Source organism: Gordonia terrae (genome assembly GCF_001698225.1).
In the GTDB taxonomy this organism is placed as follows: Bacteria; Actinomycetota; Actinomycetes; order Mycobacteriales; family Mycobacteriaceae; genus Gordonia; species Gordonia terrae.
In genome coordinates this window covers 862,174-878,301 of sequence record NZ_CP016594.1, presented here as the reverse complement: position 1 = coordinate 878,301, position 16,128 = coordinate 862,174, and the positions used below count along the sequence as shown (strand labels likewise).

The window sequence follows — 16,128 nt, the reverse complement described above, 5'->3', positions numbered from 1 at the left end:
CGGTCCCCACGGCTTTGCCCACGGGCACGACGCCGAACAGCAGCAACATGCCGGGCAACGACCCGTCCCGCTCCCTGAGGTGCGAGCGAAGCGAGCCTCGAAGGGTCCTGGTGAGATGCGTCGCCAGACCCTTCGAGGCTCGTCGCTATCGCTCCTCGCACCTCAGGGGGCGGAGGGGCGTCGGGGTGGCAACACCTACTGCGGTCCGCCGGGCTGCGACAGTCAGCTCGTGGGCTGGGTGAGGTCGTACATGGTCACGCCGTCGACGGTGACGGCGACGAAGTTCTCCTGCACCCAGGTGCTGATCTGCGACGACGGTTGGTTCGAGTTCCCACCCATACCGCCACCCATGCCGGGACCGAAGCCGCCACCGATGAAGTAGTGGACCTTCTTGGCGGCCACGAGCTCTTGGAATTCGGCCAGGGTCGGCGACGGATCGCTGCCGTTGAATCCGCCGATGGGCATCACCGAGTGACCGGTCTCCAGCTGGTAGCCGGAGGCCGACATCGATCCCACGGCGGCGGCCACCCAGGTGTAGTCATCGGCGTCGGCGCTGAGCGTGTCCACGATGGCCGTCGAGGGTGTCGAGCCGCGCAGCAGCCCCCCGCCGTCGCCCCCGCGGCCGTCGGTGCCGTTCGCACTCGGACCGCCCAGTCCGGTCGGTCCCTGGCCACCGGGGCCACCCATGCCCTGCGGGGGCGTGCCGGGCATGCCCCGACCGCCGGGTCCACCCGGGCCTCCGCGTCCACCGGGACCGCCCGGTCCACCACCACCGGGACCGAACTCGCCCTCGACACGCGGACCCGCGGAGATGATGGAGCCGCTCTTCTCGGTCGCGATGGTGTCGACGGTGTAGGCGACCGGGCCGGCCAGGCCGGCCATGACGGCCCCGATGAGGGCGGCGGCCGCGATGGCCCGACGCTGGGCGACGACCATGGCCATCGCCGCGGCGAGTCCGAGGACGAGGACGGCGTACCGGAGCCACGGCACGAAGTCGGGCGTGCGATCGAGCAGGACATAGCCCCAGACCGCGGCGACCGCGACGGAGATCCCCAGTGCGATCCGCACCCACAACCGGTCCCGGTGCGACCAGCAGACCGCCGCGCCGCCGGCGACGACCGCGGCGACCGCGGGAGCCAGCGCTGCGGTGTAGTACTGGTGGAAGATCCCGGCCATGAAGCTGAAGACACCCATCGTGACCAGCAGCCAGAGTGCCCAGACGACCAGGTACGCGCGACGCGGGTCGGTCCGTCGGGCCTTCCCGATGAGGATGAGCGCCACCGCGGCGAGGATCAGTCCCGTCGGGATCAGCCAGGCGATCTGACCGCCCTGCGCGGGTTCGAACATCCGGAGTAAGCCGGTCTCCCCCCACATACCGCCGCCACCGCCGGGACCGCCCGGTCCGCCGCCCATGCCCTCCATGGCGTTTCCACCACCGGGGACGACGGCACCGGTCTCGTTGCCGTTGAGCCGGCCGAGGCCGTTGTAACCGAGGGTCAGTTCGAGGATCGAGTTGTTCTGCGAGCCACCGATATACGGCCGCGACGACGCGGGCCACAGCTCGACCGCCAGAATCCACCAGCCCGCGCTGACGAGCATCGCGCCCAGCGCGGCGAACAGCTGCCCGACCCGGCGCAACCAGCCGCGTGGACCGAAGGCGAGGTAGGTGACCGCAAGCGGCGGCACGATCAGCATGACCTGGAGCTGCTTGGTCAGGAAGCCGAACCCGACGAACACCCCGGTCAGGATCAGCCATCGCCAGCGACCGTCCTCGAGCCCCTTCATCATCGACCAGACGGCCGCGATCATCAGCAGGATGAGCAGCGCCTCGGGGTTGTCGAAGCGGAACATCATCGCCGCAACCGGTGTCACCGCGAGGATCACCCCCGCGAAGATGCCGGCCCAGTGGCCCAGGTACTTCCGGGTGATCAGGTAGAGCAGCGCCACCGAGGCGACGCCCATCAGCGCCTCGGGCACCAGGATCGACCACGAGTTGACCCCGAAGATCCGGGCACTGAGGCCCGGAATCCAGAGTGAGGCAGGCGGTTTGTCGACGGTGATGGAGTTCGCCATGTCCGACGACCCGAAGAACCACGCCTTCCACGACTGGGAGCCGGCCTGGATGGCCGCCGAGTAGAAGGAGTTGGCCCACCCGTTGATCGACAGGTTCCACAGGTACGCGACCGTGGTGCCGACCAGCAGCAGTGTCAGCGAGATGCGTTCCAGGCGCGAGTTCTCCGACGCCGGACGCCGCACGCCCGAGGCATCCTCGGGCGCAACCGGATTCGCCGGGGACACGAGAGTGGTGCTCATGCGACGACCTCCGTGTGGTGAGCCGGCGCCTTGCGGAACACCCAGCGCAGACCGATGAACCGGGTGAGGGTGGCCACCAGGTTCGCGGTCACCAGGATCACCAGTTCGATGTGTTTGGTCGCGTCGGGAGCGGCGATGTGGAGCACCAGCAGCGCCCCCGAGGTCACCAGCCAGCCGAACAGGAAGACGCCCAGCCCGAAGAGCTGGTGGCGCAAGGCGTTGTCGCGACCGCGGATGCCGAAGCTGAACCGCCGATTGGCGGCGGTGTTGAGGACGGCGGTGATCGCGAGGGCGACCACGTTCGAGACTTGGGCGCCGAGGAACGAGTGGAGCGCCAGGAACAGCATCGCGTAGGCCAGCGTGGAGGCCACGCCCACCACGCAGAAACGTGCCAGCTGGCCGACCATCCCCGTCGGCACCCCGTCGAGCTGTGGTCCGGCGGCCCGGTCCCGGCCGATGGACGCACGCAGTTGCGCGATCGGCAGCCGGCCCATCGCCAGCGCGAGACCCACGCGCGCACAACCTTTCAGGTCGGCGATCGCCGTCGGCACGATGTCGACGGTGCTGTCGGGGTCGTCGATCCAGTCCACCGGCACCTCCGCGATGCGCAGACCGATCTGTTCGGCGAGGACCAGCAGTTCGGTGTCGAAGAACCAGCCGGTGTCGGCGACGAACGGCAGCAGTTCGCGCGCGATGTCGGTGCGCATGGCCTTGAACCCGCACTGCGCGTCGGAGAACCTGGCGCCCATCGCGGTCCGCAGCATCAGGTTGTAAGAGCGGGAGATGAACTCGCGCTTGGGTCCCCGGACGACGCGTGCGGACCGGCTGAGGCGCGTCCCGATCGCGATGTCGGAATGCCGCGAGACGAGCGGGGCGATGAGCGGCATGAGTGCGTTGAGATCGGTCGACAGGTCGACGTCGCAGTAGGCGACGATCTCGGCGTCACTGTGCTGCCACACCGCGCTCAGCGCACGGCCGCGTCCCTTCTGCTCCAGGTGGACGACCCGCACGCCGTCGAGCTCGCCCGCCAGTGCGACGGCGATGGCGAGCGTGTCGTCGGTGCTCGCGTTGTCGGCGACGGTGATCCGCGAAGCGTAGGGCACGTGGAGGCGCAGGTGGTCGGCGAGGCGACGCACCGACGCCGCGATGTCGGCCTGTTCGTTGTAGACGGGGACCACGATGTCGAGTACCGGATTCGGCGTGGAACTGTCGGTCAGTGTGTAGGTCTGCGCCGTGGCGCCCGGCGGTGCTTCTGGGGTCATGTGGATCACTGTCGGATCCCAGCCTCGGGTCACTCTGCGTACGACCTGCCAGGTTCCTGTGAACGCATACCCGGTGTGACCGGGGCGTGTGGACGGAGAACGCCGGCGTGTCCGGGGGCGCCACTACATTGGGGCGCATGGCCGCAACCCTCGCCCCGGACCAGCTGACCGCCGCCAACCGCGTCATCACCAGCCTGGCCGGTGAGGGCGCCGCGCTGCGTGACGACCAGCTCCGGGCCGTGACCGCGCTGGCCGGACGCCCCGCCGATCCCACCGAACGCGGCGCGCGCGTACTGGTGGTCCAGGCGACGGGGTGGGGCAAATCGGCGGTCTACTGGTCGGCGACCGCGATCATCCGGGCGGGCGGCGGTGGGCCGACCCTCATCGTGTCGCCGCTGCTGTCCCTCATGCGCGACCAGGTCGCGGCCGCCGCCCGCGGTGGGTTGTCGGCGGCGACGCTCAACTCGTCCAACGTCGACGAGTGGTCGACGATCGAGGCACAGTTGCGCGCGGGCGACCTCGACGTCCTGCTCGTGTCGCCGGAGCGGCTCGCCAACCCGGGATTCGGCCGCCGGGTCCTCGACGCCCTCGCCGGCAACCTGGGACTACTCGTCATCGACGAGGCGCACGCGGTCTCCGACTGGGGTCACGACTTCCGCCCCGACTACCGTCGGGTCGCCGACGTGTTGCGCACCGTCAACCCGACGACACCGGTCCTGGCCACCACCGCCACCGCCAACGCCCGTGTCACCGAGGACGTCGCCGCCCAGCTCGACGCCGGTACCGCAGGGGAGCCCACCCTCGTCCTCCGCGGGCCGCTGGCGCGAAAATCTCTGCATCTCAACGTTCTCGACGGCCTCTCCCCGGTCCAGCGGTACGGGTGGGTGGCGCAGTCGCTGCCCGCTCTCCCGGGATCGGGCATCGTGTATGTGCTGACGGTCGCCGACGCCGACCGCCTGGTCGAGGCCATCCGTGCGGTCCATGGCGACGCCGTCGCGGTGGCGGCCTACACCGGCCAGCTCGACGCCGACCGCCGCCACGAACTCGAAGACGCGTTGCTGCGCAACGAGGTCAAGGCGCTGGTCGCGACGTCGGCGCTCGGAATGGGTTACGACAAACCAGATCTCGGCTTCGTGGTGCATGTCGGATCACCACCGTCGCCGGTCTCCTACTACCAGCAGGTCGGCCGTGCCGGACGCGCCCTCGACGATGCCGTCGTGATGCTGCTGGCGTCGCAGACCGACGACCGGATCTGGGACCACTTCGCCACCGCGACGATTCCCGACCCGGACAAGATGCGTGATCTGCTCGCCGCGCTCGAGTCCGCGGACGAGCCGCAGTCGGTGGTTCAGCTCGAGGCCGCGACCCGATTCCGCCGCACCCGGATCGAGTTGATGCTCAAGCAGCTGGCGGTGGACGGCGTGACCGACCGGACCCCCGACGGGTGGGTCGTCACCGGCAAGCCCTGGACCTACGACGCCGCGCACTACGACGGCATCCTCGCCGTGCGCCGGCGTGAGGCCGACATCATGCGCGCATACATCGCGGGGCGCACCTGCCTGATGCGGCTGCTGACCGAATCGCTCGACGACCCGCAGGCCGCGGACTGCGGGCGCTGCTCGGTCTGCCGGGGCGCCCTCAGCGACGGTCTCACCGACACCGTCGACGACGAGACCGTGCGCACCGTGACCTCCACGCTGCGCCGCAAGGCCCAGACCCTGGACCCCCGAAAGATGTGGCCCGGCGGCGAATTCGGGCGTCGCGGACGGATTCCCGCGGACCTGCTGGCCGCGCCGGGACGCGTCCTGGCACACGCCGACGCCCCCGAGTGGGTCGAGGTGCTCGCCGCCGCACGCAACGGAAACGAGCGTGCGGTCGCCGAACTGGGCGACGCCGCGGTCGCCACGCTGGCCGCGTGGGTGCGCGACACCGGCGTCCGCGCCGACCTCATCGTGTCCCTGCGTCTGACCGGCACCACGCTCGCCGAGACCCTGGCCGACCACCTGCGGACGGTCGGGAAACGCGAGGGCGGCAGCTTCCCCGTGCGGATGGGTGATCCACCCACCGACGCGACCGGCGCGGTCGAGGCCGCCTACTGGCGGGACCATCTCGGCGACCCGCCCGAGGTCGCGGGCCGCAACGTCATGCTCGTGGTCGACGCCAACAGTTCGGGCTGGCCGATCACCCTGGCCGCCGCCGCCCTTCGTGAGGCGGGCGCGACCGCGGTACTACCACTCCTCATCCACCGGACGGTGTGAGCCCTCCGCAAACCCACCCCTTTTCGGCAAACCCAGCACCCTGAGACGGGGTGGGTTTGCCGAAAAGTGGTGGGTTTGCAGACGGTCGGGTCAGTCGGCCACGTACTCGCCGTAGCCGAGGGAACGCAGGCTCGCGCGGATCTTCTCGGCCGCAGCATCGAGGTCCTCGGGACGGGCGTTTTTGTTCGCATTGGCGAGGTCGAAGGTCTGCATCGACAGCGCCGGAAACACGTGGACGTGCACGTGCGGAACCTCGAGGCCGGCGATGAGCAGACCCATCCGAGGCGCGTCGAAGGCGTCCTTCACCGCGCGACCCACGTTCTGCGCGACCGCGCTGAGATGGGCGAATGCGGCGGTGTCCATCTGCTCCCAGTGATCGACCTCGGCGCGCGGAACCACCAGCACGTGACCGGGCGTGACCGGCTCGATGGTGAGGAACGCGACCGCTTCGCCGTCCTTCCAGACGAATCGACCGGGGAGATCGCCGTTGATGATCATGCTGAAGACCGATGCCATGGGCCCGAGTCTAAACGGCCCTTGATGTCCCGGACGTCTCGCAGCCGGACTGTCTGCGGCCGACTGTCGGGGGTCCATGACATCCTTTTCGATGTGAGTGGGCCAGAATCATCCGGGACGGGACGCACCTCCCGAGCCGTCGTCGGATCCAGCGACGTCCTGGCCCGCGCCCAGCGGTTCCCACGCCTTCGGTACATGGGTTCGAAGTACCGCCTGCTCCCCCACCTCGAGCGCACCTTCGCCGAGATCGGCGGGTCCACCGCGGTCGATGCGTTCTCCGGTTCCGGGGTGGTGTCCTATCTCCTGAAGGCGCAGGGTTTCGAGGTCGTCAGCAACGACTTCCTCAACTTCCCGCACATCATCACCCGCGCGTCGGTGGCCAATTCGAGTGTCCGGCTCGAGCCCGAACTCATCGAGGCCATCTGCGGTCCCCCCGCCGACGACCGCGACTACATCTCACGGACCTTCGACGGCCTGTACTTCACCACCGAGGACCGGGCGTTCCTGGACTCGGCGTGGTCGCACGTCGATGCCCTGCGCGGCTACCGGCGCGACCTCGCGATCGCCGCCCTGGTGCTCTCGGCGGCGCGCAAACAGCCCCGAGGGGTGTTCACGTTCACCGACTCGACGCGGTACGCCGATGGCCGGCGTGACCTGACGATGTCCCTGCGCGACCACTTCCGTCTGCGCGCAGCCGGGGACTACAACGCCACGGTGTTCAGCAACGCACGCAGCAGCCGGAGCGTCCAGGGCGACATCTTCGACCTCGAACTGCCGTGGTCCGCACCACCGGATCTGGTCTACCTCGATCCCCCGTACGCCCCACCGACCGACGACAACGACTACATCAAGCGCTACCACTTTCTCGAGGGCCTGTCGGCCTACTGGCGCGGCATGAGCATCATGGAGAACACCAAGACCAAGAAGCTGCCGAAGCGCTTCACCCCGTTCGCCTACAAGCGGACCATCGAGGACGCCCTGTTGCGCACCTTCGAGCATTTCGAGGACGCCGGCGCCATCGTGCTGTCGTACTCGTCGAATGCGTTGCCGGGCAAGGACCGCATCGTCGACCTGCTCGGGAAGGTCAAGCCGTCGGTGGAGGTCATCGCGATCGACCACAAGTACAGCTTCGGCACCCACGCGGCCGCGACGCGGCGCGACGTCAGCGAGTACCTGTTCATCGGCCGGGACTGACCGGCGACACGACACCGATGAGCACCGCGGGCGACTTCGACGACTACCTGGCATCCCTGGGGCGGTTGACCTCTCACGTCGATCCGACCGCATCGACGCCGGAGGCCGAGCGGATAACCCAGGCCACCGCGCGCCTCGGCGAACTGCTCGACACCGACATCGCGGGCCTGGCGGCCTGGGTGCGCGACAACCCCACCGACGTGCCGGTCCTCGGACTCGCGGTCGGGCTGTCCCAGGAGAAGCTGAAGAACGCCCTGCGCGACCGCTTCGACACCAGCGGCTGGCATGCGCTGGCGCGGACGCAGCCGGTCGACCTGGTGACCTGGCTCGACACCGAGTTCGACCTCGTCCGCATGCTGCGCACCCAGCTGTCCCGCACGTTCACCTTCGCCGACATCCTCGTGGCCCGCGCCGGGACCCGCGCGACCGCCACCCGCGCGGGCGCCTCGGGTCGACGCATCGAGGACGAGATCGAGGACATCGCCCGCGACATCGGACTCGACTACGTCACCCGTTCGCGATTCGCGGGACGCAACGGACGGACCGCACCCGCCGACCTGATCGTGGGCGATCCGTCATCTGCCGACATCGTCGTCGCGGCCAAGGGCTTCGACTCGACCGGTTCCAAGCTGACCGACGCGGTCCGCGAGATCGAGGAAATGGCCGAGGTTCGGCTGCCGACCCAACTGGTTCTCGCCGTGATCGACGGAATCGGCTGGAAGTCACGGCAATCCGACCTTCGCCGCATCCATCAGCTGTGGGTCACGCGCCAGATCGACGGGATGTACACGCTCGTCGGACTCGACCGATTCCGCGACGACGTCACCGAGTTCGCCAAGCTGCGCCGGTTGATCTAGACGGCGTCCGCGAGCGGCAACCGTACCCAGAACGTCGCTCCCGCACCGGGACTGGTGTCGACACCCACTCGGCCCCCGTGCGCCGCCACCAGGGCGGCGACGATCGACAGGCCGAGACCGCTGCCACCGCCGGAGCCCCGGTGCCGCGAGGAGTCACCGCGGTAGAAGCGCTCGAAGACGTGCTCGGCATCCTCCGCCGAGATTCCCGGACCGGTGTCGGCGACGGTGAGCACCGCCTCACCGGCGTTCGTCCTGTAGTCGGTACCGTCGTCGACTGCCACCCCGACCGTGATGGAGGCGTCTGGCGGTGTGTGGTTCACGGCGTTGCCGATGAGATTCCGCAGCACCTGCACGAGACGCGGCCCGTCCCCGAGGACGACCGGCGGCCGGTCGCCCGGAACGACGTCGAGCCGGATCTCGCGTTCGGGCGCGGCGACACGTGCGCTCTGCACGGCGTCGGCGGCCAGACCGAGGAGGTCCACGGGCGCGGAATCGACGGGACGCGCGGCATCGAGTCGCGCGAGCATCAGCAGGTCCTCGACCAGCAGGTTCATCCGACCGGCCTCGTCGTCGATGCGTCGCATCGCGTCGGTCACGTCGGGAACTCCGCCCTGCGAATAGAGTTCGGCGAAACCCTTGATGGACGTGAGCGGAGTCCGCAATTCGTGGCTGGCGTCGGCGACGAAGCGGCGCATCCGCTCCTCGGAGGCGCGTGCCTGTTGTTCGGACGCCGCGGTCGTGGCGAAGGCGTGCTGGATCTGCCCGAGCATCCGGTTCAGCGAGTCCGACAGGCTGCCGACCTCGGTGTTCGGCGGCGCCGGTGGCACGCGTCGCGTCAGATTTCCCTCCGCGATCTCGTGGGCGGTCTCCTCGACACGACGGAGCGGGCGCAGACTCGTGCGCACCAGGACATAACTCAGCACCCCGATGAGCAGGACGACCAGCGCGCCGATCGCGAGCTGCAGCCAGATCAGCCTGCTCACCGTGTCGTCGATGTCGGACATCGGTGTGGCGACGACGGATCTTCCGAAGCTGTTGCTGCGTGTGATGACCCGCCATTGCGGCCCGTCGCCGTCGACGGACGGGACGGTGACGGGTCCGGCGTCGTCGTCGGTCAAGCCACCGAGGTCGGGGGCGTCGTCGAACTGGTTGTAGACATTGTCGGCCGACACCCCTCCGGGCCCGTAGACCACGGACTCGACGTAGTAGGGCGACGGCGGCCTGCGCGGGCCGGGTGGGCCCGGACCGTCGCCGAGGAATCCACGGGGCTCGGCCCACGTCCGTACGGCATTCTCCAACCCGTCGTCGGCGCGGGCGATCAGATCCTGGCGCATCGACGAGGTCACCGCCACACCGGAGGCGAGCAGCCCGAGGACGACGAGCAACACGGTCAGGGCCACCAGCGAGATCTGCAGTGGGACACCGCACTTGCGCGTCTTTCGACCTGCGCTCGTCGCCGTCGGATCAGTCACGGGGCTCACGCATCACGTAGCCGACGCCGCGCAGGGTGTGGATGAGCCGCTTGTCCCCGGTGTCCAGCTTGCGCCGCAGGTATGAGACGTAGGATTCGACGACGTTCACCTCACCGCCGAAGTCGTAATTCCAGACATGGTCGAGGATACGGGGTTTCGACAGGACCGTGCCCGCGTTGACCATGAAGTACCGCAGCAGGGTGAACTCCGTCGGCGAGAGCGCGACCAGCTCGCCCGCCTTGAACACCTCGTGGGTCTCGTCATCGAGTTCGATGTCGGCGAAGGTGATCTTCGACGACGTACGTTGCTGCTCGTCGAAACCGCTGCGCCGCAGCAATACCTGCAGGCGGGCCACGACCTCCTCGAGGCTGAACGGCTTGGTCACGTAATCGTCGCCACCGATGGTCAGACCGTTGATCTTGTCTTCCACCGTGTCGCGCGCCGACAGGAACAGCGCGGGAGCCGAGACGCCGTCGGCGCGTAGGCGTCGCAACAATCCGAACCCGTCCATCCCCGGCATCATCACGTCGAGGACGAGGACGTCGGGTTTGGCGACGCGGCACCGGTCGAGGGCCGCCGGACCGTCGGCAGCGGTCTCGACCTCGTATCCCTGGAACTTCAGGGACACCGACAACAATTGGCGGATGTTCTCCTCGTCGTCGACCACGAGAACCTTCGCGCCGCGTGTGCTGTTCTGTTTCGCCGCTTCACTCACACGACCACCCTCCCAGCACGGCCTGGTACCTCACTGTCGGCATGCTGGGAGGTTCCTGTGAACGCTGACCAGCGGATTCTGCGACGAGCGAGGGGTCACGCGTCGGGGTCACCGTACGCCGCGGCGATCTCCTCGGAACCGCGCCATCGCGAGTAGGTCGGGCTCTGGGGCCATCCGTCCGGTGAATCCTGCCACTCCTCCTGACGCCCGTAGGGCAGGACGTCGAGGAGCCCGAACGTGAAGCCGAGCTGTTCGGTACCGCGTCCCGTCGAGTGCCAGGTGCGATACACGGTGTCCCCGTCCCGGAGGAAGACGTTCAGGGCGAATCCCTCCCCCGGCGCGGCGTCGACGTCGGCGGAAAAGGTGGTGCCCGCCGAGGAGTACCAGTCCATGCGATTGCCGACGCGCTCCCGGTACGCCAGGGCCTCGTCGATGGGCCCGGGCGTGATGATGACGAATCGCGCGTCGTAGTCGGCGAGATAGTCGAGCCGGCTGAACTGCGTGGTGAAGCCGGTACAACCCGGGCATTGGAAGCGCGCGCGGTCGGTCCACATGTGGTTGTAGACGATCAGCTGTGCGCGCCCGTCGAAGATGTCGACCAGTCGAACCGGACCGTCGGGCCCGGTGAGGACGTAGTCGTCCATCTCGACCATCGGGAGCCGACGACGCTGCGCGGCCACGGCGTCGAGTTCGCGGGTCGCCGCCTTCTCACGGCGCCGTAGGTCGGCCAGCGCCGCCGCCCAGGTGTCGCGGTCGGCCACGGGTGGGAGTGCGGTACTCATGACGGTGCCTTTCGCTCGGTGATGACAACAGTTCACCGGGTCAGACCCGACGTCGTTCCCGAATTCATCGGAACATCGGCGCGGCGTCCGTCTATCCGAAGAGTTCGTACGTCGCCTGGAGCCGGCGCACGTGCTCGCGGACCTCGTAGAGTTCCCGGCGCGCCGTCCGCAGCGCCTTCTCGCCGCCGCGGCCGATCTGCAAGCTGTCGACGAGTGAATCGGCGACGCGTTCCAACTCGTCCACCAGCACCCGAGCCTGCGCCTGTGCGACGGGATCGACCTGTCGTCGCGACTGAACCATGGGTGTCATCGTAGGTTCTCTCACTGTTAACCGCTGACCATCACCATCGATGTCCATGGGGGAAGCAAGACACCGGGAGGCGGGTCGGGCGCAGGCCGTCACGCGAGGTTGAGCACCGATAGCGGCGGGATGAACGGTCGGTGAATCCATCGGTGCGAACGGTCCGAAGTGCTGCGCACGCTCTAAATTGTGTGCATGGATGCGAATGACGAACTTCGCCAGATCAGTGAAGTCCAGCACCGGCTCATCGGCCTCTACTCGCACCGGTCGCCCGACGACGTCGCTGCCGCGGTCGAGACGGCGTACAAGCACTTCGAGGGGACCGAGGTCCGCGACTTCGTGCCGCTGCTCGTGGAACGCCGCGCGAACAAGACCCTGGGCGGCACCGACGTGATGGCCGATCCGACTGCCGTCCCGCCGCACGGGGGGGAATGATCCGGCCAGGCCGACACTCGACGCGTGGTCCCCGGGGTCAGCAGCATCCGGTGGTCGCGCTGAGAACATTGCGTAGAGCTTCCAAGGACTCCGGCCTCGACCGGTAATAGACGTTCATCCCGCGACGCTCGGGCGAGACCATCCCGGCTTTGCGCAGCTGACCCAGGTGATGGCTCGTCGTCGCCTCGGTGAGGCCGACCGCGGTCGCGAGGTCGCACGTGCAGATCCCATCGCCTCCATCGGCGAGCAGGATCGAGACGAGTTTGATCCGCACCGGGTCGGCAAGAGCCTTGAGCCTCAGGGCGATCTCGAGCGCAGTCGCGTCGTCGAGCGGCGCCGCGGACACGGGTGCACAGCAGATGGGAGCACTGATGTCGACCATCGGCAACGTCTTCGGCATGACCCGACCATACCCTCGCTATTGACATATGCCGAAAAGGTGGGATCCTGCAGGTGCCCCTATTTCGATATATGTCTCACAGGTGAGGTGGTTCGTCATGACCCGTATACAGCTCGCGCTCAACGTCGATGATCTCGATACAGCAATCGAGTTCTACTCCACGCTGTTCGACACCGCCCCGGCCAAACGCAAGCCCGGTTATGCCAACTTCGCGATCGTCGAGCCACCCCTGAAACTGGTCCTTCTGGAGAACCCGGGCCGGGGCGGCACGATCAACCATCTCGGCGTCGAAGTCGAGTCGAGCGACACCGTGCATGCCGAGATCGACCGACTCTCCGGCGCGGGGCTGTTCACGCAGGAGGAGATCGACTCCACCTGTTGTTTCGCGACCCAGGACAAGGTGTGGGTGACCGGACCGAGCGACGAGAAGTGGGAGATCTACACCGTGCTCGCGGACTCGGATACGTTCGGCACGAGCCCGAAGTTGTTGGCCGAGAACGCTGTCGACGAATCCGGCACAGGTTCGGTCTGCTGCGGCGGTAGCGCCACCGACCCCGCCGACGCTCGCACAACCTGCTGCTGACCGAGCGTCGTCGTTCTTGTCGGTGGGTGATGATCCCCGCCGCGCAAGCCCGTGACCTCATCCGCACCGGAGACGTCCTGCGCTACCGCCTCATGCTCACCGGCAACACGCTGGCCTGCGGACGGTTAGACCAACGCCGCTTCACCATCGCCATGAAACGCACCGACTACGTCTCCGACAGCGACATGCAAACCGTCGATGCCCATCTGGCCGAGGCGATCCTGGCCCGCGCCCCGATGTCGACGACCCAGTTCACCACCCTGGTCGACGCGATCGTCGCCAGACACGCCCCTGACGCGGTCCGCCGCCGCCGCGAGCGCGCCACCCGCGATCGCCACATCACCATCGCACCCGACCGATTCCAGCCCGGCCAAGCCCGCATCACCGGCAGCCTCCCGGTCACCGACGCCGCCGCGTGCAACGCCCAACTCGACGCGATGGCCGCCTCCGTGCACCCCGACGACCCCCGCAACAAAAGGCAGCGACGCGTCGACGCGATGATCGCCCTCGCCGCCCACCTCGACACCCTGCCGTGCCGCTGCCCACACTGCGCTCCGGTGCCCAAACCGGTCGACCTCGACGACACCGTCAACGAGCCGGAGATGGAAGACCGTCGGCAGCAGTGGAATCCGACGACACCATGCGCTCACTGCTCGCCGATGCGCGTCGTTCCTTCGTCACCACCGGCATTCATGCCGATGCGGAAGCCGAATCCCGCTACACCCCGAGCCGCACACTCCAGAACCTGGTGCGCTGCGGCGAGTTGTGCTGCACCTTCCCCGGCTGTAATCAGCCGGTGTGGACCACCGATCTCGACCACACCACCCCGTTCGACCACCACTCACCCTCGACCGGTGGCGCGACCACCCAGCGCAACCTCAAACCGCTGTGCCGGTTCCACCACCGCATCAAGACCTTCGGCATGTGGCGGGACTACCAGGACGAGTACCTGACCGCCTGGTTCCAGTCCCCGACCGGACACACCTTCGTCGGCAACGCCTTCAACGGCCGCGACCTGTTCGGCTACCTCGTACCCGGCCGCCCACCCGACCATCCGGCCCGCAGCACGCTCGCCGATCAGCGCGAAACCCGCACCATCACCCACCGTCGCGAGATTGACGCGTGGAACGCCGCCAACCCACCACCGTTCTGAATGCTCACCGCTGCAGACGGTCGGTGAGGTCGCGGATACGAGTCGTGATGTCGTCGCGGATCAGCCGCATCCGCTCGAGGCCATCGACGCCGCGGTCAGCGGGTTCGACGGTGTTCCACACCTCGATACTCACTCCGTCGGGCGGGGTGACCTCGGCAGTGCCGACGACCACGACCAGATCCGCGGCTTGCATCAGGTCATCCGTCAGCTGCCGCGGCTGATGTCCGACGGCGTCGACGCCGATCTCGGCGAGCACGTGCGCGGACAGTTCGTTGACCTCGCCGCCGATCTTGGCGCTCGTTCCGGCCGACGACGCCGCGATCCGGTCGGTGACCGTCGGCGTGAGATGCTCTGCCATCACGGATTTGCCGCGATTGCTGACACACACGAACAGCACCTCGAGACGATCAGACATCGCGAGCAGGCTCCTTCGACACATCTGGTCCGACAGCGGCAGGGGCGGTGAATCGCTTCCGCAACGCGAGAGACACGTACACGAGGCCGACGAGAACGGGGACCTCGATCAGCGGTCCGATGACTCCGGCGAGAGCCTGACCGGAGGTCGCACCGTAGGTGGCGATCGCGACGGCGATCGCGAGCTCGAAGTTGTTGCCGGCGGCGGTGAACGCCAGTGTGGTGGTCCGCTCGTAACCCAGTCCCATCGCGGCGCCGAGGAGGAAACCGCCGCCCCACATCACCGCGAAGTAGATCAGCAGCGGAAGCGCGATACGCGCGACGTCCCAGGGTTGCGAGGTGATCTGCTCACCCTGCAGGGCGAACAGGACGACGATGGTGAACAGCAACCCGTAGAGCGCCCACGGTCCGAGGCGCGGCAGGAACGCGGACTCGTACCAGTCGCGGCCCCTGGTCCGTTCACCGATGCGGCGGGTGAGGTAGCCGGCGATCAGCGGTATGCCGAGGAAGATCAACACCGACTTCGCGATCTGCCACGGCGAGGTGTCGATGATCGTCTGTTCCAGCCCGAGCCACCCGGGGAGCACCGAGAGGTAGAACCAGCCCAACGCGGCGAACATGATCACCTGGAACACCGAGTTCAGCGCGACCAGGACGGCAGCGGCTTCGCGGTCACCGCACGCCAGGTCGTTCCAGATGATGACCATCGCGATACAGCGCGCCAGGCCGACGATGATCAGGCCGGTCCGGTACTCCGGCAGGTCCGGGAGCAGAAGCCAGGCCAGCGCGAACATCAGCGCAGGCCCGATGATCCAGTTCAACACCAGTGAGCCGAGCAGCAGGCGACGGTCGCCGGTGACCGAGTCGAGTCGGTCGTAGCGCACCTTGGCCAGCACCGGATACATCATGATCAGCAATCCGAGAGCGATCGGCAGCGAGATGCCGTCGAGTTCCACCGACGCCAGCGCGTCCCCCACGCCCGGAACGGTGCGACCCAGCAGCAGACCGACGACCATGGCCGCACCGATCCACACCGGCAGGAACCGATCCAGCACCGACAACTTGCCCGCCACCCCGGTATCGACCGTGCTCATCGGCCCGGCTCGCACGTACGGGACTCGCCGACCACCGACGAGAGATCGCCCAGTAGGACCGAGAGGCTGTGCAGCGCATCGGTGTTCGCGCGGTAGTACACCCAGGTGGCCCGCCGTTCACTCGTCACCAGCCCGGCTTCTCGCAGCACCTTGAGATGGTGCGAGATCGTCGGCTGCGAGACGTCGAACGGTCCGGAGATGTCGCACACGCACGCCTCACCTCCCGGATGTGCCGCGATCTCGGACAACAACCGCAACCGGACCGGATCCGCGAGCGCCTTCAACACCGGCGCGGCGGTCTCCGCCTCGCCGGCCGTCAATCCGCGGGGAACCGCCGACAACAGGTTCTGATTCGACATTCGTCAATATTGACATATGT

Annotated in this window: 17 protein-coding genes and 1 pseudogene; 7 read left to right on the top strand and 11 right to left on the bottom strand. The window is 68.0% G+C overall.

The annotated features are described in order from the left end of the window. Window positions 1-222 precede the first annotated feature (222 nt). Both BCM27_RS04095 and BCM27_RS04090 read right to left on the bottom strand, forming a co-directional pair. Window positions 223-2,313, bottom strand: a complete 2,091-nt coding sequence (locus BCM27_RS04095; protein WP_004020637.1) for an ArnT family glycosyltransferase — start codon at window positions 2,311-2,313, stop codon at window positions 223-225. Next, window positions 2,310-3,575, bottom strand: coding sequence for a bifunctional glycosyltransferase family 2/GtrA family protein (locus BCM27_RS04090; RefSeq protein WP_004020638.1), 1,266 nt, complete (start codon window positions 3,573-3,575; stop codon window positions 2,310-2,312). The genes BCM27_RS04095 and BCM27_RS04090 overlap by 4 nt, the downstream gene beginning before the upstream one ends. Before the next feature lie 137 nt (window positions 3,576-3,712). Here BCM27_RS04090 and BCM27_RS04085 point away from each other — a divergent pair, with 137 nt between their 5' ends. Beyond that, window positions 3,713-5,833, top strand: a complete 2,121-nt coding sequence (locus BCM27_RS04085) for a RecQ family ATP-dependent DNA helicase (protein ID WP_033206502.1) — start codon at window positions 3,713-3,715, stop codon at window positions 5,831-5,833. 90 nt (window positions 5,834-5,923) lie between these two features. Here BCM27_RS04085 and BCM27_RS04080 read toward each other — a convergent pair whose 3' ends face one another. Then, entirely contained in the window at window positions 5,924-6,349 is a 426-nt protein-coding gene (locus BCM27_RS04080; protein ID WP_004020640.1) for an HIT family protein, read from the bottom strand. A gap of 195 nt (window positions 6,350-6,544) precedes the next feature. Here BCM27_RS04080 and BCM27_RS04075 point away from each other — a divergent pair, with 195 nt between their 5' ends. Together BCM27_RS04075 and BCM27_RS04070 are read left to right on the top strand one after the other, a co-directional pair. After that, entirely contained in the window at window positions 6,545-7,543 is a 999-nt protein-coding gene (locus BCM27_RS04075) for a DNA adenine methylase (RefSeq protein WP_004020641.1), read from the top strand. 17 nt (window positions 7,544-7,560) lie between these two features. Then, window positions 7,561-8,400: a hypothetical protein gene (locus tag BCM27_RS04070; RefSeq protein WP_004020642.1), complete on the top strand. Its 840-nt coding sequence runs from the start codon at window positions 7,561-7,563 to the stop codon at window positions 8,398-8,400. On the opposite strand, the gene BCM27_RS04065 is transcribed toward BCM27_RS04070, so the two are convergent. The 4 genes from BCM27_RS04065 to BCM27_RS04050 form a co-directional block, all read right to left on the bottom strand. After that, a complete protein-coding gene (locus BCM27_RS04065) occupies window positions 8,397-9,872 on the bottom strand; it encodes a sensor histidine kinase (protein WP_004020643.1) in 1,476 nt (491 codons plus the stop codon). The two genes, BCM27_RS04070 and BCM27_RS04065, sit on opposite strands and share 4 nt — an antisense overlap. Next, window positions 9,865-10,587 carry a response regulator transcription factor gene (locus BCM27_RS04060; protein ID WP_004020644.1) on the bottom strand — a complete coding sequence of 241 codons (723 nt, stop codon included), beginning with the start codon at window positions 10,585-10,587 and terminating at the stop codon, window positions 9,865-9,867. Before BCM27_RS04060 ends, BCM27_RS04065 begins: the two co-directional genes overlap by 8 nt. 95 nt (window positions 10,588-10,682) lie before the next feature. After that, a complete protein-coding gene (locus BCM27_RS04055; protein ID WP_004020645.1) occupies window positions 10,683-11,369 on the bottom strand; it encodes a DUF899 domain-containing protein in 687 nt (228 codons plus the stop codon). Between the two features lie 91 nt (window positions 11,370-11,460). Next, window positions 11,461-11,670, bottom strand: a complete 210-nt coding sequence (locus BCM27_RS04050; RefSeq protein WP_004020646.1) for a hypothetical protein — start codon at window positions 11,668-11,670, stop codon at window positions 11,461-11,463. 195 nt (window positions 11,671-11,865) lie between these two features. On the opposite strand from BCM27_RS04050, the gene BCM27_RS04045 reads away from it, so the two are divergent. Then, on the top strand, window positions 11,866-12,105 hold the full coding sequence (locus tag BCM27_RS04045; RefSeq protein ID WP_004020647.1) for a three-helix bundle dimerization domain-containing protein: 240 nt from the start codon (window positions 11,866-11,868) through the stop codon (window positions 12,103-12,105). Between the two features lie 37 nt (window positions 12,106-12,142). Here BCM27_RS04045 and BCM27_RS04040 read toward each other — a convergent pair whose 3' ends face one another. Further along, window positions 12,143-12,505 carry an Rv2640c family ArsR-like transcriptional regulator gene (locus tag BCM27_RS04040; RefSeq protein WP_004020648.1) on the bottom strand — a complete coding sequence of 121 codons (363 nt, stop codon included), beginning with the start codon at window positions 12,503-12,505 and terminating at the stop codon, window positions 12,143-12,145. A gap of 97 nt (window positions 12,506-12,602) precedes the next feature. Between BCM27_RS04040 and BCM27_RS04035 the strand changes: the two genes are divergently transcribed. From BCM27_RS04035 to BCM27_RS26235, 3 genes and pseudogenes are all read left to right on the top strand, one after another. Next, entirely contained in the window at window positions 12,603-13,088 is a 486-nt protein-coding gene (locus BCM27_RS04035; RefSeq protein WP_004020649.1) for an ArsI/CadI family heavy metal resistance metalloenzyme, read from the top strand. Between the two features lie 29 nt (window positions 13,089-13,117). Beyond that, window positions 13,118-13,573 (top strand): annotated as a pseudogene (locus BCM27_RS26240) (DUF222 domain-containing protein); the annotation flags it as partial. Between the two features lie 137 nt (window positions 13,574-13,710). Then, on the top strand, window positions 13,711-14,241 hold the full coding sequence (locus BCM27_RS26235) for an HNH endonuclease signature motif containing protein (RefSeq protein ID WP_004022787.1): 531 nt from the start codon (window positions 13,711-13,713) through the stop codon (window positions 14,239-14,241). Window positions 14,242-14,245: 4 nt separating this feature from the next. On the opposite strand, the gene BCM27_RS04020 is transcribed toward BCM27_RS26235, so the two are convergent. The 3 genes from BCM27_RS04020 to BCM27_RS04010 are packed head-to-tail and all read right to left on the bottom strand — an operon-like array spanning window position 14,246 to window position 16,108. Beyond that, window positions 14,246-14,656 carry an arsenate-mycothiol transferase ArsC gene (locus BCM27_RS04020; protein ID WP_004022786.1) on the bottom strand — a complete coding sequence of 137 codons (411 nt, stop codon included), beginning with the start codon at window positions 14,654-14,656 and terminating at the stop codon, window positions 14,246-14,248. Continuing rightward, window positions 14,649-15,749 carry an ACR3 family arsenite efflux transporter gene (arsB, locus tag BCM27_RS04015; RefSeq protein ID WP_004022785.1) on the bottom strand — a complete coding sequence of 367 codons (1,101 nt, stop codon included), beginning with the start codon at window positions 15,747-15,749 and terminating at the stop codon, window positions 14,649-14,651. The genes BCM27_RS04020 and arsB overlap by 8 nt, the downstream gene beginning before the upstream one ends. After that, window positions 15,746-16,108, bottom strand: a complete 363-nt coding sequence (locus BCM27_RS04010; RefSeq protein WP_004022784.1) for an ArsR/SmtB family transcription factor — start codon at window positions 16,106-16,108, stop codon at window positions 15,746-15,748. The genes arsB and BCM27_RS04010 overlap by 4 nt, the downstream gene beginning before the upstream one ends. Window positions 16,109-16,128: the final 20 nt, after the last annotated feature.

Coding starts and splice junctions, on each gene's coding strand:
- BCM27_RS04095 (WP_004020637.1), bottom strand. CDS start 2,313: ATGAGCACCACTCTCGTGTCCCCGGCGAATCCGGTTGCGCCCGAGGAT.
- BCM27_RS04090 (WP_004020638.1), bottom strand. CDS start 3,575: ATGACCCCAGAAGCACCGCCGGGCGCCACGGCGCAGACCTACACACTG.
- BCM27_RS04085 (WP_033206502.1), top strand. CDS start 3,713: ATGGCCGCAACCCTCGCCCCGGACCAGCTGACCGCCGCCAACCGCGTC.
- BCM27_RS04080 (WP_004020640.1), bottom strand. CDS start 6,349: ATGGCATCGGTCTTCAGCATGATCATCAACGGCGATCTCCCCGGTCGA.
- BCM27_RS04075 (WP_004020641.1), top strand. CDS start 6,545: ATGGGTTCGAAGTACCGCCTGCTCCCCCACCTCGAGCGCACCTTCGCC.
- BCM27_RS04070 (WP_004020642.1), top strand. CDS start 7,561: ATGAGCACCGCGGGCGACTTCGACGACTACCTGGCATCCCTGGGGCGG.
- BCM27_RS04055 (WP_004020645.1), bottom strand. CDS start 11,369: ATGAGTACCGCACTCCCACCCGTGGCCGACCGCGACACCTGGGCGGCG.
- BCM27_RS04050 (WP_004020646.1), bottom strand. CDS start 11,670: ATGGTTCAGTCGCGACGACAGGTCGATCCCGTCGCACAGGCGCAGGCT.
- BCM27_RS04045 (WP_004020647.1), top strand. CDS start 11,866: ATGGATGCGAATGACGAACTTCGCCAGATCAGTGAAGTCCAGCACCGG.
- BCM27_RS04040 (WP_004020648.1), bottom strand. CDS start 12,505: ATGCCGAAGACGTTGCCGATGGTCGACATCAGTGCTCCCATCTGCTGT.
- BCM27_RS04035 (WP_004020649.1), top strand. CDS start 12,603: ATGACCCGTATACAGCTCGCGCTCAACGTCGATGATCTCGATACAGCA.
- BCM27_RS04020 (WP_004022786.1), bottom strand. CDS start 14,656: ATGTCTGATCGTCTCGAGGTGCTGTTCGTGTGTGTCAGCAATCGCGGC.
- arsB (WP_004022785.1), bottom strand. CDS start 15,749: ATGAGCACGGTCGATACCGGGGTGGCGGGCAAGTTGTCGGTGCTGGAT.
- BCM27_RS04010 (WP_004022784.1), bottom strand. CDS start 16,108: ATGTCGAATCAGAACCTGTTGTCGGCGGTTCCCCGCGGATTGACGGCC.